The sequence below is a fragment of the Flavobacterium fragile genome (assembly GCF_023634865.1).
Classification (GTDB): domain Bacteria; phylum Bacteroidota; class Bacteroidia; order Flavobacteriales; family Flavobacteriaceae; genus Flavobacterium; species Flavobacterium fragile.
This window is the reverse complement of sequence record NZ_JAMLJN010000004.1, coordinates 218,871-234,382: the sequence shown is the minus strand read 5'-3', so window position 1 is coordinate 234,382 and position 15,512 is coordinate 218,871. Positions and strand designations below refer to the sequence as shown.

The 15,512-nt window shown below is 32.9% G+C and carries 13 protein-coding genes; 11 read left to right on the top strand and 2 right to left on the bottom strand.

Annotated features, from left to right (window positions below; translation table 11 throughout):
• The first annotated feature begins 140 nt into the window (after nucleotides 1-140).
• Both NAT47_RS06905 and yidC read left to right on the top strand, forming a co-directional pair.
• The gene (locus NAT47_RS06905) at nucleotides 141-1,754 is read left to right on the top strand and encodes a CTP synthase (RefSeq protein WP_250581627.1); all 1,614 of its coding nucleotides are present in this window, start codon (nucleotides 141-143) and stop codon (nucleotides 1,752-1,754) included.
• Between the two features lie 53 nt (nucleotides 1,755-1,807).
• Nucleotides 1,808-3,697: a membrane protein insertase YidC gene (yidC, locus tag NAT47_RS06900; RefSeq protein ID WP_250581625.1), complete on the top strand. Its 1,890-nt coding sequence runs from the start codon at nucleotides 1,808-1,810 to the stop codon at nucleotides 3,695-3,697.
• 305 nt (nucleotides 3,698-4,002) lie between these two features.
• Here yidC and NAT47_RS06895 read toward each other — a convergent pair whose 3' ends face one another.
• Entirely contained in the window at nucleotides 4,003-4,950 is a 948-nt protein-coding gene (locus NAT47_RS06895; protein WP_250581624.1) for a fasciclin domain-containing protein, read from the bottom strand.
• A gap of 187 nt (nucleotides 4,951-5,137) precedes the next feature.
• Between NAT47_RS06895 and NAT47_RS06890 the strand changes: the two genes are divergently transcribed.
• The 5 genes from NAT47_RS06890 to pafA all read left to right on the top strand — a co-directional run bounded on the left by NAT47_RS06890 (nucleotide 5,138) and on the right by pafA (nucleotide 10,225).
• Nucleotides 5,138-5,902 carry a toxin-antitoxin system YwqK family antitoxin gene (locus tag NAT47_RS06890; protein ID WP_250581622.1) on the top strand — a complete coding sequence of 255 codons (765 nt, stop codon included), beginning with the start codon at nucleotides 5,138-5,140 and terminating at the stop codon, nucleotides 5,900-5,902.
• Nucleotides 5,903-7,090, top strand: coding sequence for a tRNA 2-thiouridine(34) synthase MnmA (gene mnmA / locus NAT47_RS06885; RefSeq protein ID WP_250581620.1), 1,188 nt, complete (start codon nucleotides 5,903-5,905; stop codon nucleotides 7,088-7,090).
• A 43-nt stretch (nucleotides 7,091-7,133) separates the two neighbouring features.
• On the top strand, nucleotides 7,134-8,078 hold the full coding sequence (locus NAT47_RS06880; RefSeq protein ID WP_250581619.1) for an NAD(P)H-dependent flavin oxidoreductase: 945 nt from the start codon (nucleotides 7,134-7,136) through the stop codon (nucleotides 8,076-8,078).
• Nucleotides 8,079-8,088: 10 nt separating this feature from the next.
• Nucleotides 8,089-8,514 carry a hypothetical protein gene (locus NAT47_RS06875; protein ID WP_250581616.1) on the top strand — a complete coding sequence of 142 codons (426 nt, stop codon included), beginning with the start codon at nucleotides 8,089-8,091 and terminating at the stop codon, nucleotides 8,512-8,514.
• A 100-nt stretch (nucleotides 8,515-8,614) separates the two neighbouring features.
• Nucleotides 8,615-10,225, top strand: coding sequence for an alkaline phosphatase PafA (gene pafA / locus NAT47_RS06870; RefSeq protein ID WP_250581614.1), 1,611 nt, complete (start codon nucleotides 8,615-8,617; stop codon nucleotides 10,223-10,225).
• Between the two features lie 58 nt (nucleotides 10,226-10,283).
• Here the strand turns inward: pafA and lysA are convergent, their stop codons facing one another.
• A complete protein-coding gene (lysA, locus tag NAT47_RS06865) occupies nucleotides 10,284-11,489 on the bottom strand; it encodes a diaminopimelate decarboxylase (protein ID WP_250581612.1) in 1,206 nt (401 codons plus the stop codon).
• Nucleotides 11,490-11,723: 234 nt separating this feature from the next.
• Here lysA and sucC point away from each other — a divergent pair, with 234 nt between their 5' ends.
• The 4 genes from sucC (at nucleotide 11,724) to NAT47_RS06845 (ending at nucleotide 15,410) form a co-directional block, all read left to right on the top strand.
• On the top strand, nucleotides 11,724-12,917 hold the full coding sequence (gene sucC, locus NAT47_RS06860; RefSeq protein WP_026726609.1) for an ADP-forming succinate--CoA ligase subunit beta: 1,194 nt from the start codon (nucleotides 11,724-11,726) through the stop codon (nucleotides 12,915-12,917).
• Between the two features lie 123 nt (nucleotides 12,918-13,040).
• Complete coding sequence (gene nadC, locus NAT47_RS06855) at nucleotides 13,041-13,898, top strand: carboxylating nicotinate-nucleotide diphosphorylase (RefSeq protein ID WP_250581609.1); 858 nt, start codon at nucleotides 13,041-13,043, stop codon at nucleotides 13,896-13,898.
• Between the two features lie 3 nt (nucleotides 13,899-13,901).
• On the top strand, nucleotides 13,902-14,825 hold the full coding sequence (locus NAT47_RS06850) for a YihY/virulence factor BrkB family protein (RefSeq protein WP_250581607.1): 924 nt from the start codon (nucleotides 13,902-13,904) through the stop codon (nucleotides 14,823-14,825).
• A gap of 21 nt (nucleotides 14,826-14,846) precedes the next feature.
• The gene (locus NAT47_RS06845; protein ID WP_250581605.1) at nucleotides 14,847-15,410 is read left to right on the top strand and encodes a chalcone isomerase family protein; all 564 of its coding nucleotides are present in this window, start codon (nucleotides 14,847-14,849) and stop codon (nucleotides 15,408-15,410) included.
• Nucleotides 15,411-15,512 lie beyond the last annotated feature (102 nt).

Sequence of the window (15,512 nt, the reverse complement as noted above, 5' to 3'; positions counted from 1 at the left end):
ATTGATCTTTATTAACTTTGTGTAAATCGGTATAAAATTTCTAAATTCTAATTTCTGAATTCTAATTTTATAACCTATCTTTGCACGATTTTATTACAGATAAAAGATATTTATCGCAACAACAACACAACAACAACACAATGAACCAAACTAAGTACATTTTTGTTACCGGAGGTGTGACTTCTTCATTAGGAAAAGGAATTATCGCAGCTTCGTTAGCCAAATTATTGCAAGCCAGAGGATATCGAACGACCATTCAAAAGTTTGACCCATACATCAACGTAGACCCAGGAACATTAAATCCTTACGAACACGGAGAATGTTATGTAACAGACGATGGAGCCGAAACGGATTTGGATTTAGGTCACTACGAGCGTTTTTTAAACGTTCCTACCTCTCAAGCGAACAACGTAACTACAGGAAGAGTGTATCTTTCGGTTATTGAAAAAGAGCGTAGAGGAGAATTTTTAGGAAAAACGGTTCAAGTGGTGCCTCATATCACAAACGAAATCAAGGAGCGCATGCAGCTGCTTGGAAAATCGGGTGATTATGATATTGTGATTACGGAGATTGGTGGAACTGTTGGAGATATTGAATCATTACCGTACATCGAGTCAGTTAGACAATTGATTTGGGAATTAGGTGAAAATAACGGAATCGTAATTCATTTAACGTTAGTGCCTTATTTGGCTGCTGCTGGTGAATTAAAAACGAAACCAACCCAACATTCAGTAAAAACCTTAATGGAAAGCGGAATCAAAGCTGATATTTTAGTGTGTCGTACAGAACACGAATTATCGCAAGATTTACGTCAGAAATTAGCGTTGTTCTGCAATGTGAAAAAAGAAGCGGTAATTCAATCGATTGATGCGTCTACTATTTATGAGGTTCCAAATTTAATGTTGGAAGAAGGATTGGATAGAGTTGCATTGAAAAAATTAGATTTGCCAGAAAAAAATACACCAGATTTAACCAACTGGAACGAGTTCTTATTTAGATTGAAAAATCCAAAGCACGAAGTAAACATCGGTTTGGTTGGAAAATATGTAGAATTACAAGATTCTTACAAATCAATTTTAGAGGCGTTTATTCATGCTGGAGCGGCAAACGAGACAAAAGTAAATGTCATTTCGATTCATTCGGAGTATTTAGATGCCAATTCGGCAGAAAGTCAGTTGAAAGATTTAGATGGTATACTTGTTGCACCAGGTTTTGGCGGTCGTGGAATTGAAGGTAAAATTGACACGGTTCGTTATGCAAGAGAAAATAACATTCCGTTTTTCGGAATTTGTTTAGGAATGCAAATGGCGGTTATCGAATATTCACGTAACATTTTAGGTTATGCGGATGCCAATTCAACCGAAATGAATGAAAGTACAGCTCATCCAGTAATTAATTTAATGGAAGAGCAAAAAAATATTGAAAACAAAGGAGGAACTATGCGTTTGGGCGTATGGAAATGTAGTATCAAAGAAAATACGTTGGCACAAAAAATCTATGGTAAAACCGAGATTATGGAGCGCCACCGTCACCGTTACGAATTCAATGGTGCGTATTTAAACGAATTAGAAAAAGCAGGATTAGTAGCTTCAGGAGTAAATCCAGATACGAAGTTGGTAGAAATTGTTGAAATTCCTACACATCCTTTCTTTATCGGCGTTCAATACCATCCTGAATATAAAAGTACAGTCGCTAATCCACACCCACTTTTTGTGAGTTTTGTAGCGGCAGCTGTGCAACACAAGAATAAATAAACCGTTCACAAAGTACTGAATACTTAAAACTGAACACTGAACACTAATATTAGATGGAAGAAAAAAAATTAGACCTTAATTCGATTATCGGATTTGTATTGATTTCTGGAATTTTAATTTGGATGTTATACTCAAACGCTCCAACTCCAGAAGAACAAAAGGAAAAAGCAAAAAAAGAGCAAGTTGAAAAACAGGCCAAAGAAGTTAAAACAGTAACTTCAACAGTTGCGTCAACTCCAGTAGCAGATTCTACAAAAAATGCAGTGGCGCAAGCAAAATTAGGTTCGTTTGGCTATTCTGCAACACTTCCATCAGCAACTGATGCTGTAACTGAAATTAAAAACGAAGTTTTATCGCTTAAAATTTCGAATAAAGGAGGTTATATCACTGAAGCTACTGTTTTAGGTTTTGATCAATTTGAGAAAAATTCCAAAAAAGCAGTTCAACTTATTAAAGACAACAATGCTTCTTTAGACATTGCTTTAAATACAACTGATAGTAGAACGTTGCATACAAAAGACATGTATTTTGAACCTAAGTTAACTACTGAAGGTAAAAATCAAGTTTTAACGATGCAGTTAAAAGCGGGTCCAGATCAGTTTTTAGAATATCGTTACGTTTTAAAACCTAACGAATATATGTTAGATTTTGCTATCCGTTCTCAAGGATTGGAAAAAGTAGTTAATACTGCTAAACCATTAGATTTAGAATGGCAATTAAAATCATACAGAAATGAGAAAAGTGTTTCTTATGAAAATCGTTATACCGAGGTTGTATTTGAATATGAAGACGGAAAAGACGATTATTTAAACGCTGCGAAAGATTCTGAAGATGAGGTAAATGAAGTTTCATACATTGCTTTTAAACAACATTTATTTACTTCTATTTTATTAACAGATACTAAATTTAAAACGGCTAAATTAAAGTCGGATAATTTAGTAGATGATGAAAAAGTAGATACAGTATTTACTAAAAATTTTACGGCTCAAGTTCCTTTGGAATTTAAAAATGGTGCTTTAAATTACAACATGAATTGGTATTATGGTCCAGCGAAATATGAAATTTTAAATGACTATGATAGAAATTTAGACGAAATCATGCCATTAGGTTGGGGAATTTTCGGCTGGATTAACCGTTACATTTTTATTCCAGTTTTTGGTGTAATTTCAAGTATTGGTATAGGATATGGTTTAGCTATTATTTTGTTTACGATTTTAGTTCGTTTGGTAATGTCGCCTGTGACGTATAAGTCTTATTTATCTCAAGCTAAAATGAAGGTTTTACGTCCTGAAATTACCGAGTTGAATGAGAAGTTCAAAGACAATCCGATGAAGAAACAACAAGAAACGATGAAGTTGTATTCAAAAGCCGGTGTAAACCCTATGGCAGGGTGTTTACCAGCGTTGATGCAATTACCTGTTTTCTATGCGTTGTTCCAATTTTTCCCATCGATGTTCGATTTAAGACAAAAATCGTTCTTATGGGCAGATGACTTATCATCTTACGATAGTATTTATCAATTGCCTTTCCATATTCCATTTTACGGAAGTCATGTGAGTTTATTCCCAATTCTAGCTTCGATTGCTATTTTCTTCTACATGAAAATGACAACGGGTGACCAAGCAATGAGTGCTCCACCACAAGAAGGTATGCCAGATATGAGTAAAATCATGAAAATTATGATTTACATTTCACCTTTAATGATGTTGTTTTTCTTTAATAATTACGCTTCAGGATTGAGTTTGTATTACTTTATTTCGAATTTAATTACTATTGGAATTATGTTGGTAATTAAAAATTACATTGTAGATGAGAATAAAATTCATGCACAAATTCAAGAAAATAAAACAAAAGAGCGCAAAGAAAGTAAATTTCAAAGAAAGATGCGTGAAATGATGGAACAAGCAGAAGCGCAAAAAGCGGCACAACAAAAGAAGAAATAATTTTTATTTTCATACAAATACAAACCCTGTCATTGATTGGCAGGGTTTCTTTTTAATTGGAATTAAACTCAGTTATATAAGAATATGTAAACCATTTCATTATTTTAACTTATGCAATTTTTATCTGACTTTGAATCATTATATATTAGTTTTTAATTGCTAAGTCGATAGTATATTACTCGTTTTGCTCGTTAAACATAAAAATACTTGCATTTAAAATAATAAAATCAATATGATTATAGACAAAAAAAACGCCTTCCATTGGAAAGCGTTTTATTCATAGCAATTTTATTTAAAGAAACGAATTAATTTAAGTTTGGTAAGATTACGTTATCTAAAACGTGTATTACTCCATTTGCTGCTTGTACATCTACCGCAACAATATTTGTTTGTCTACCTGTTTCGTCAGTAATAGTAGTACCATTTACGGTAAAAGTACCAGTTTCAAATGTTGTAATTGGCCCTGATGGAATTCCTGTAGACAATACATTAGCTCCAGCTACAACATGGTAAGTTAAAACAGAGGTTAATTGACCAGCTGTTAAGCTAGCTAAAGTACCTGGATTTTGTGTTTCAAATCTTACAAAAGCATCGTTTGAAGGCGCAAATACAGTAAAAGGTGCATTGGTATTTCCTGAAAGGATACCAACGAAATCTGGTTGTCCTGAACTTGTTAATGCTCCTACTAAAGTACTGAAATTTGGGTTTGCTGTAGCGTGTGTTACTATTGTAGGTAAATCAATTACCGCATCAACCACGTGAATAACTCCGTTAGAAGCTGTAATATCAGCAGTTGTTACTGAAGCAACACCATTTAAACGAACACCAGAAGCAGTATTGATATACATACTTAAAGTATTAGTAGATGAAGCACTTCCTTTTGCTAAAGTTTTAACGTAACCAGTTTGAAGACTAGTAGATAAGTTTGTTCCTGCTACTACATGATTTAAAAGAATTTGCGTTAATGTTTCAACCGGTACATCATTTAAAGAGCTAAATCCTTTGTCTCTTAAGAAATTTTGAAAAGCATCGTTTGTTGGGGCAAAAACGGTGTACGATCCACTTTCATCTAAGGTTGACGATAAATTAGCTCTGCCTAAAGCATCAACTAAGATTGAAAAGTTTGCATTTGCTGACGCGATGTCAGTAATTGAATTGTTGTTTGATGAACTATCATCATCCGAACATGAAAACATTAACGTAGAACTAACTACTAATAATGTTAATTTGATTAATTTTGCATAGTTTTTCATAGTGTTTAATTTTTGTTTAATCAAAACTATGGAAGATTAAACAAATAAAAAAGTTATTTAAGACGTTATATTATAGATTTAACTCATATTTATTTCTTGTTCAATGGTTTGTTTATTATAATAGTTGATTTTAAAGGAGTTTTATGTGTTGATAATTTAAAAAAAATAAACAATATTTAAAAAAATGATGAAAAAGCTAATTTTTGTAGTTTTACTTTTAAGTGTATATTTTGTTCAAGCCCAAGATAAAATTAACCAGTTTGATGATAAAGGAAATCGTCACGGTTTATGGAGAGGTACCCATAAAGAATCCAACAGAATTCGTTATGAAGGTACATTTGAACATGGAAAAGAAATAGGTGTTTTTAAGTATTTTGATGATACTAAAGCCGCTTCTGTTATAGCAACTAGAGATTTTTCAAAAGGAGATGGATCTTGTTATGCGATTTTTTATGATCAAAAAGGGAATAAGGTAAGTGAAGGTAAACTGATAAGTAAACTTCCAGAAGGAGAATGGAAATATTATCATTATGAATCTCCACAATTAATGTCGCATGAGTTTTATAAAAACGGAAAACTAAGTGGTGCAAGAAAGGTGTTTTATAAAGACGGCACACTTGCAGAAGAAACTAATTATATTCAGGGAGTTAAAGAAGGAATTTCAAAAACCTATTCTGAAAAAGGGGAATTAATAGATGCTCATATCTATACAAAAGGTCAGTTTGATGGAGTGGCAACTTACTATGATGGTTTAGGTAATAAAATGTACGAAGGGAATTATGCAAATGGTAAACGTGTTGGAACTTGGAAATTTTTTGAAAAAAATAAAGTCGTTAAACAGGTTAAAGCTGAAAAATTTAGTCAAGAATTGATTAAGTATGAGCAAAGAAATACTAAAGAAGTTTCAAAAACGTTTGAACAATTAAAACAAGAAAAAGGAGATCAAGAATAAATGAAAAGAGTAGTAGTAGGACTTTCAGGTGGAGTTGATTCGAGTGTTGCCGCTTATTTATTAAAAGAACAAGGTTATGAAGTCATCGGCTTATTCATGAAGAATTGGCATGATGATTCTGTAACTATTTCCAATGAATGTCCTTGGTTAGAAGATAGTAATGATGCTTTACTAGTGGCTGAGAAATTAGGTATTCCTTTTCAAACAGTTGATTTGTCTGAGCAATATAAAGAGAAAATAGTAGATTATATGTTCAGCGAATACGAAAAGGGTAGAACGCCTAATCCTGATGTATTGTGTAACAGAGAAATAAAATTTGATGTTTTCATGAAAATCGCTATGTCATTAGGAGCTGATTATGTGGCAACGGGACACTATTGTAGAAAAGGAGCGATTGAAAAAGACGGTAAAGAAATTTATCAATTATTAGCGGGTAAAGATGGAAATAAAGACCAATCCTATTTTTTATGTCAGTTATCGCAAGACCAACTTTCTAAAGCGTTGTTTCCAATTGGGGAATTAACTAAGCCTGAAGTTCGTGAAATTGCTGCAAAATTAGATTTAATTACTGCTGAGAAGAAAGATTCACAAGGGCTTTGTTTTATCGGTAAAGTTCGTTTACCTGAATTTTTACAGCAAAAATTGCAACCCAAAGAAGGGATAATTGTCGAAATTCCAGCGGATGCCGAAGTTTACAATCAAGAACAACCACAATTTGATTCTGAAGAAGAAGTGTTTGCATACGAAGCTCGTAAAATTAATTATTTGAAAGTACCTGGAAAAGTGGTGGGTAAGCATCAAGGAGCTCATTATTTTACCAAAGGACAACGAAAAGGGTTAAACGTTGGAGGAACTAAAGAACCTTTATTCATCATTGAAACAGATGTTGAAAAGAATATCGTTTATACGGGTCAAGGTAACCAGCATCCTGGTTTATTCAAAAGCGCATTGTTTGTTGCAAGCGATGAAATTCATTGGATAAGAGAAGATTTAGCCTTGAAAGAAGGAGAAAAAATGGAAGTAATGGCGAGAATTCGTTATCGTCAACCTTTACAAAAAGCTACTTTACATCAATTTAAAGATGGAATGTATGTTGTTTTTGAAAATCCACAATCAGCCATTACTGAAGGACAATTTGTTGCTTGGCATTTAAATGATGAAATCCTAGGAAGTGGCGTTATCGCTTAAATTCCCAAAAAAAAAAAAATTAACACAACACTAAACTATTAAAATGAATAAAATAACGCAACTTTTCAATATACAATATCCTATTATTCAAGGAGGTATGATTTGGAACAGCGGCTATAAATTGGCAAGTGCCGTGAGTAACGCTGGTGGTCTTGGATTAATTGGTGCAGGTTCCATGTATCCTGAAGTTTTAAGAGAACACATTCAAAAATGTAAAAAAGCTACGGATAAACCTTTTGGTGTAAATGTTCCAATGTTGTATCCTAACATTGAAGAAATTATGCAAATTCTGAAAGAAGAAGGCGTGAAAATCGTTTTTACATCGGCAGGAAATCCAAAAACATGGACTCCATTTCTCAAAGAAAATGGTATAACTGTGGTGCATGTGGTAAGCAGTTCAAAATTTGCATTAAAAGCACAAGAAGCAGGTGTTGATGCCATTGTAGCAGAAGGTTTTGAAGCAGGAGGTCACAATGGTAGAGAAGAAACCACAACTTTAACTTTAATTCCAATGGTGCGTGAAAAAATTTCAATTCCTTTGATTGCTGCTGGAGGAATCGCAACAGGAAGAGGTATGTTGGCCGCCATGGCATTAGGTGCAGATGGTGTTCAAATGGGGAGCCGTTTTGCTGCTTCAACGGAAAGTTCGGCTCACGATGAATTCAAGAAAACTATAGTAGAAACTGGCGAAGGCGATACGCAATTAACGTTGAAAGAGTTAGCCCCAGTTCGTTTGATAAAAAATAAGTTCTACCACGATCTTCAGGAATTGTATGCCAAATGTCCGACAAAAGAAGATTTAGAAAATTTGTTAGGAAAACGTAGAGCAAAACGCGGTATGTTTGAAGGCGATTTAGTGGAAGGTGAATTAGAGATTGGTCAAATTGCCGGGTTAATTCACGATATATTACCTGTTCAAACTATTATTGAAACTATTATTACCGAATTTAACGTTGCTAGAAAAGAGGTAGCTACCTTTGAATTTTAATTTTACTAAGATGAAAATTTTTAAATATTTATTATTGTTATTATTTTTTGCTTCTACAAGCAGTTATGCTCAAAAATACCGTTTTAAAACATCGAGTTTTATGGTGAGTAATAAAGATAAAAAAGGAAATTGGAGCGATTGGTCTAAAGATCAGAAAAGCGAAATGATTGTAACTCTGGATATGGAAAATCATAGAATCGTGGTATATTCAGAAGTAATTCAATTATTTTCAATTGTGAAATACGGAGAACAAGAAACAAAAGGTGATGACGATGTGGTAACGTTTAATTGTGTTGATAATAACGGATTAGAGTGTGTCTTGTCTATTTATACACGAAAAAAACAAGGTAATAGGAATCAGCTATACATTACATATCAAGATATGATAATAGCTTATAATATGGTTCTTGAAGAAGATCCATTAACTAAAAAATAATTTTTTTAAAATGGCTTTTTATTAGTTTAATGAAAAGTCATTTTTATTTATTAACACTGAATTTACATCTAAAATGTATTTTTGTATAAAATAATTAAAAATGAAAAAAGCTTTATTCTCATTGGTGTTTCTTGTTTCCATGTTACTTACGGCACAAGACAAACCTAAATTAGTAGTAGGAATCGTTGTAGACCAAATGAAAATGGAATACTTATACCGTTTTTCAAATGATTTTTCGCAAAATGGTTTTAAACGATTAATGAAAGAAGGTTATACTTTTCATAATACACATTACAATTACATGCCAACATATACGGCTCCCGGACACGCTTCCATTTATACAGGAACTACACCTGCAGTCCACGGAATTGTAGGAAACGAATGGTTCAACAAAGCTGCAGGTAAAGAGATGTATTGTACTGATGATGCAACCGTATCAACTTTGGGGGATGATTCAGAAAAAGAAGGTAAAATGTCGCCTAGAAATCTTCAGAGTTCTACAATTACTGATGAATTGAAGTTATCAACCAATTTTAAAGGAAAAGTTATCGGAATCAGTATCAAAGATAGAGGCGCGATTCTTCCAGCAGGGCATTTTGCGGATTGGGCCTTTTGGTATAGTAAAACAGGTGCGTTTATTTCGAGTACTTATTACGGAGAAAAACTTCCAGATTGGGCAACGCAATTCAATGCTGAGAAAAATTATTTGAAATATGTAACCAAAGGTTGGGATTTATTAAAACCAAAAGAAATCTACAACGAAAGCTTAACCGATAATAATCCATACGAAGGGAAATTGTTTAAAAAAGCTCCATTCATGCCTTACAATTTACAAGATATGTATGATGCAAATGATGCCGGAATTCTTCGATCAACTCCGTTCGGAAATAATTTATTAGTAGACTTTGCTAAAAAAGCAATAGAAAGTGAAAACTTAGGAAAAGATAATATTACTGATTTCTTAGCAGTTAGTTTTTCTTCAACAGATTATATAGGGCACGTTTTAGGTCCTCGCTCTATTGAATTACAAGACACTTATTTGCGATTAGATGAAACAATTGCCGATTTCTTGACTTATTTGGATAAAAATGTAGGAAAAGGAAATTATTTGGTTTTCTTAACGGCAGATCACGCTGGAGCGGAAAATGTTACCTATTTGAAAGATAATAAATACAAAGTTGATAATATTAATTTCAAGAATATTGAAAATCAATTAAAGGAATTTTCTCAAGCTACGTATGGTGAAAATCTAGTATTAGATTATTCCAATTACAATGTGTTCTTCGATAAAACAAAAGTAAAATCTAAAGGATTGAACTTGCAAGAAGTAAAACAAACCTTTAAAGATTATTTACAAAAACAAGATTACATCAAGCGTGTTTACACCGAAGAAGAAATCACCAACGGAAATCCAAGTGATTATTATTTAGATTTCATCACAAAAGGCTACGACCCAATACAAAACGGAGAACTCATTATGATTTTCAAACCAGGTTATGTAGAATATTCTTCAACCGGAACAACGCATGGTTCGCCTTATTCTTATGATACGCATGTTCCCTTAATTTTCTTCGGTTGGAATATTAAAAAAGGACAAACCCACGATAGAAAAGAAATCACACAAATAGCACCAACAGTTACTCAAATGCTGAAAATAACTATGCCTAATAGTTCTAATGGTGAAGTTTTGCAAGAAGTATTAAAAAATTAAATAAATCAAAAATCCCGAATTAAATAAACTAATCCGGGATTTTCTTATTAACTAAAAACTAAACTTCAATCATCACTTGATTTCTCAAAATATCATCAAGCGTTTCTCGCTCTCGAATTAAATGACCTTTTCCGTCTTTCCATAACACTTCGGCTGGTTTTAGTCGTGAGTTGTAGTTAGATGCCATTGAAAAGCAATAAGCACCTGAGTTTCTAAAGCATAAAATATCACCTTCGTGAATTTCAGTAATTCTTCGGTTGCTAGCAAAAGTGTCAGTTTCACAGATGTAACCTACAACCGAGTAGTAACGTTCTTTTCCTTTAGGATTGGAAATGTTTTCAATATGATGTTGTGCTCCATATAGCATCGGACGAATCAAATGATTGAATCCTGAATCAATTCCCGCAAAAACAGTTGAGGTAGTTTGTTTTACTACGTTTACTTTTGCCAAGAAATAACCAGCTTCACTTACCAAGAATTTTCCAGGTTCAAAAGCTAAAGTTAATGGACGACCGTATTCTTTTTCGAAAGCTAAAAAGCGTTTCGTTAGTTTTCTTCCAAATTCTTCTACATTTGTTTCGATATCGCCTTTTTTGTAAGGTACTTTGAATCCGCTTCCAAAATCTATAAAATCTAATGCTGGGAAATTTTTAGCTGTTTCGAATAAAATTTCGGCAGCATATAAAAATACTTCCACATCTAAAATATCCGAACCTGTATGCATATGAATTCCGTTAATGTGCATTTTAGTGTTTTCAATAATTCTCAAAATATGAGGTAATTGATGAATTGAAATCCCAAATTTACTATCAATATGTCCCACCGAAATGTTCGCATTTCCTCCTGCCATTACGTGTGGATTAATTCGAATACAAACCGGAACATTCGGATGTTTTGTTCCAAATTGCTCCAAAATCGATAAATTATCAATATTGATTTGAACACCTAAAGCTGCCACTTCTTCAATTTCTTCCATCGAAACACCATTTGGAGTGTAAATAATGTCTTTTGGGTCAAAACCAGCATGTAATCCCAATTGTACTTCTTGTAAAGAAACCGTGTCTAAGCCAGAACCTAAACTTTTTAAGTATATCAAAATAGAAACATTCGACAAGGCTTTAACAGCATAATGCACCTTAAAACGCTCTACTTTGCTAAATGCATTTTGTAATCGGTTGTATTGAAAGGCAATTTTTTCCGCATCATATACATATAACGGACTTCCAAATTCTGTAGCTAATTGATGTAAAACTTCAGGTTTCATTTTAAATATTTTATGCAAATGTATTGGAATTACGTATTAAAAATAATTTTCAAACAATTATTAACAATTAATAACAAAATGTTATAAAAATAACATTTGAAGCAATTTTAGCAATAGTATAAGTAACTATTATGTATATCAAATTCCCAAATTAAACGAAAAAAAGTTAGTCCATTAAAAATTACTTTGCTATTTTTGTATCACTTTTTAAAATAAGATAAACGCATAACAATTATGAACATACACGAATATCAGGGTAAAGAAATCCTAGCTAGTTATGGAGTACGCGTTCAACGTGGAATTGTAGCAAATAATCCAGTTGAAGCGGTAGCTGCAGCAAAACAATTAACTGCTGAAACAGGTACAAGTTGGTACGTAGTTAAAGCACAAATCCATGCTGGAGGTAGAGGAAAAGGTGGAGGAGTTAAGTTAGCTAAAAACTTAGATCAAGTAACTGAAATTTCTGAGCAAATCATCGGAATGCAGTTAATTACACCACAAACTCCACCAGAAGGAAAAACAGTTCACAAAGTTTTAATTGCTGAAGATGTTTATTATCCTGGTGAAAGCGAAACTTCTGAATTCTATGTTTCTGTTTTATTAAACAGAGCAACAGGACGCAACATGATCATGTATTCTACTGAAGGTGGAATGGATATCGAAGAGGTTGCTGAGCACACACCACACTTAATTTTTACTGAAGAAATTGATCCTGCTTACGGCTTACAAGGTTTTCAAGCTAGAAAAATTGCTTTCAATTTAGGTTTATCGGGTGAGGCTTTCAAAGAAATGGTAAAATTTATCGACGCTTTATACAAAGCCTATATCGGTTCTGATTCATCTATGTTTGAAATCAACCCAGTATTAAAAACATCTGACAATAAAATCTTAGCAGTTGATGCTAAAGTAAATATCGACGATAACGCTTTATTCAGACAAGCAAAATATGCTGAAATGAGAGACGTTAGAGAAGAAAATCCAATCGAAGTAGAAGCTAAAGAAGTAGGATTAAACTACGTTGATTTAGATGGAACTGTAGGTTGTATGGTAAACGGAGCTGGTTTAGCAATGGCTACTATGGACTTAATTAAATATGCAGGTTTTGAACCAGCAAACTTCTTAGACGTAGGAGGAACTGCTGATGCGAAACGTGTTGAAACAGCTTTCCGTATTATCTTAAAAGATCCTAACGTAAAAGCTATTTTAATTAACATTTTTGGTGGTATCGTTCGTTGTGATCGTGTTGCTCAAGGTGTTGTAGATGCTTACAAAAACATGGGTGACGCTATTAAAGTGCCAATCATCGTTCGTTTACAAGGAACAAATGCAGAAATTGCTAAAGAATTGATCGATAATTCTGGTATGCCAATTTTATCTGCAGTACAATTCCAGGAAGCAGCTGACCAAGTAAAAGCAGCTTTGTCTTAATCGAATTCAAAATTCAATCATAAAGAAACTCTCAGATTTATCTGGGAGTTTTTTGTTTTTTACAGGTTCAATATTTTTTAAACTTCAAATCATTTCATACATTAGCAATTCAATTAATAAATCATGATTTCAGAAGCGCAATTTCAAAAAGAATTAGAATTAATCATTAGTAATGCTATCCGTGAAGATGTTGGAGACGGCGACCATAGTTCGTTAGCTTGTATTCCAGCTTCTGCACAAGGAAGAGCGAAGTTGTTAGTTAAAGATGAAGGGATTATAGCGGGTGTTGAATTTGCCAAAATGATTTTTCATTATGTAGATCAAAACATGAAAGTGGAAACCTTTATCCATGATGGTGAAAGAGTGAAACATGGTGATGTTGTTTTTCACGTTTCGGGAAGTTCGCAATCGATTTTGAAAGCGGAACGTTTGGTTTTGAATTCAATGCAACGCATGAGCGCCATCGCAACAAAAACCAAAATGTTTGTTGATTTACTGGAAGGAACACAAACTAAAATTTTAGACACCAGAAAAACCACTCCTGGAATTCGTGCTATAGAAAAATGGGCTGTAAAAATTGGTGGAGGTGAAAATCACCGTTTTGCTTTGTATGATATGATTATGTTGAAAGATAATCATATTGATTTTGCAGGAGGAATTCCACAAGCGATTGTTAAAACAAAACAATATTTAATTGACAACAATAAAGATTTAAAAATTATTGTTGAAGCCAGAAATTTAGTGGAAGTGCAACAGATATTAGATGCTGGAGGTGTTTACCGAATTTTATTAGATAATTTTGATTACGAAACCACGAAAAAAGCGGTAGCTATGATTGGAAACCAAAGTTTAACAGAATCATCTGGAAATATTAATGAAACGACCATTCGTCATTATGCAGAATGTGGCGTGAATTATATCTCATCAGGAGCATTAACACATTCCGTTTATAATATGGATCTAAGTTTAAAAGCAATGTAATTTATGTCTGAAGAAATAGAAAATAAACTCAATAAAATTCCGATTGTAAAACAATTAGTTGCTATAACCAAGGCAATAAAGCTAAAAAGATTGCAAGGATTATCCTTATATGATATTTTAGAACTTTATGTTTTAGGAATTTTCAAAGGTGCTTTCTCTTATAGAGCGAGTGCTATTGCGTTTAGTTTCTTTATGGCTTTGTTCCCATTTGCGCTGTTTATCCTAAATTTAATTCCTTTTATTCCATTAGAAAATTTTCAAGCTGATTTTTTAGAGTTTGTAGAAGAAGGAGTTCCACCTAATACTTACGAAGCAATTGAAGCTATCTTGCGCGATATTATGGAAACCAGTCATCAAGGGTTACTTTCCTCGGGTTTTATTTTGTCTATATTGTTAATGGCGAACGGAATTAATGCCATTTTAGGCGGATTTGAAATGTCGGCACACATTACAATAACGAGAGGTTTTTTTAGACAATATTTTATTTCATTAGCTATTTCTTTAGTGTTGTCGATGATTTTATTGATAACAGTTGCTGCGATTGTAGTTGCTGAAGTAATGATTCAAAAAATTAATCTTTTTGGAGAAGTAACGGATATCGCATTAATTGAATGGAGTCGATACGGATTCATTCTTTTGATGATTCTAATTACAACTTCTATCCTTTATAAGTTTGCTACAAAAGAAACGTCAAGTATGGCATTTATTAGTTATGGAGCGGTTTTTACAACCATTTTAATAATCCTGTCATCGTATGTTTTCGGAATATACGTAACTAAATTTGCAAAGTACAATGAACTTTATGGATCAATTGGTACACTTCTTGTATTGATGTTCTATATTTGGATAAACTGCATGGTTTTGTTACTAGGTTTCGAATTAAATGCAACAATTTCAAAATTGAAAAGAAAAAATTTATATATTTAACCAAACTTAAAAAATTAGATTATGAGAAAACAAGTGATTACATTTTTAATGTTGATTGCAACTGTGTTTACAGTAAATGCACAAAAAACAGTTTCGGGAGTTAAAGTTGATGCGAAGTTAAATTTAGAAGGTCAATCTTTAGTTTTAAATGGAGCTGGTACTCGTGTTAAAATGTTTATGGATATGTATGTTGGTGCTTTGTATTTGGAAAAAAAGAGTGCTAATGCTAACGAAATCATGAATAGCAAAGAAGGAGCTGCCATTAAATTGAATATCGTTTCAGGTTTGATTACTTCTGATAAAATGATTTCAGCTATTAACGAAGGTTTTGAGAATTCTACAGGAAAGAAAACCGCTCCATTAAAAGCTAAAATTGATAAATTTAAAAGTTTCTTCAAAGAGGAAATTAAAAAAGGCGATGTTTTCATCATTATGAATGTTCCAAACGAAGGAGTTGTAGTTTACAAAAACGGAACTAAAAAAGGAAGCATTGAAGGGCATGATTTCAAAAAAGCGATGTTCGGTATTTGGTTATGCGACAAACCAGCTGATAAAGGTTTAAAAGACGATATGTTAGGAAAGTAATTCCAATTAAATATAAAAATTAAGCGTTCTCAATTGAGGACGCTTTTTTTTGTTGAAGAATTTATCTTTTTTCTATTCTCTTTTTTCTATTTTCTTTTTTAA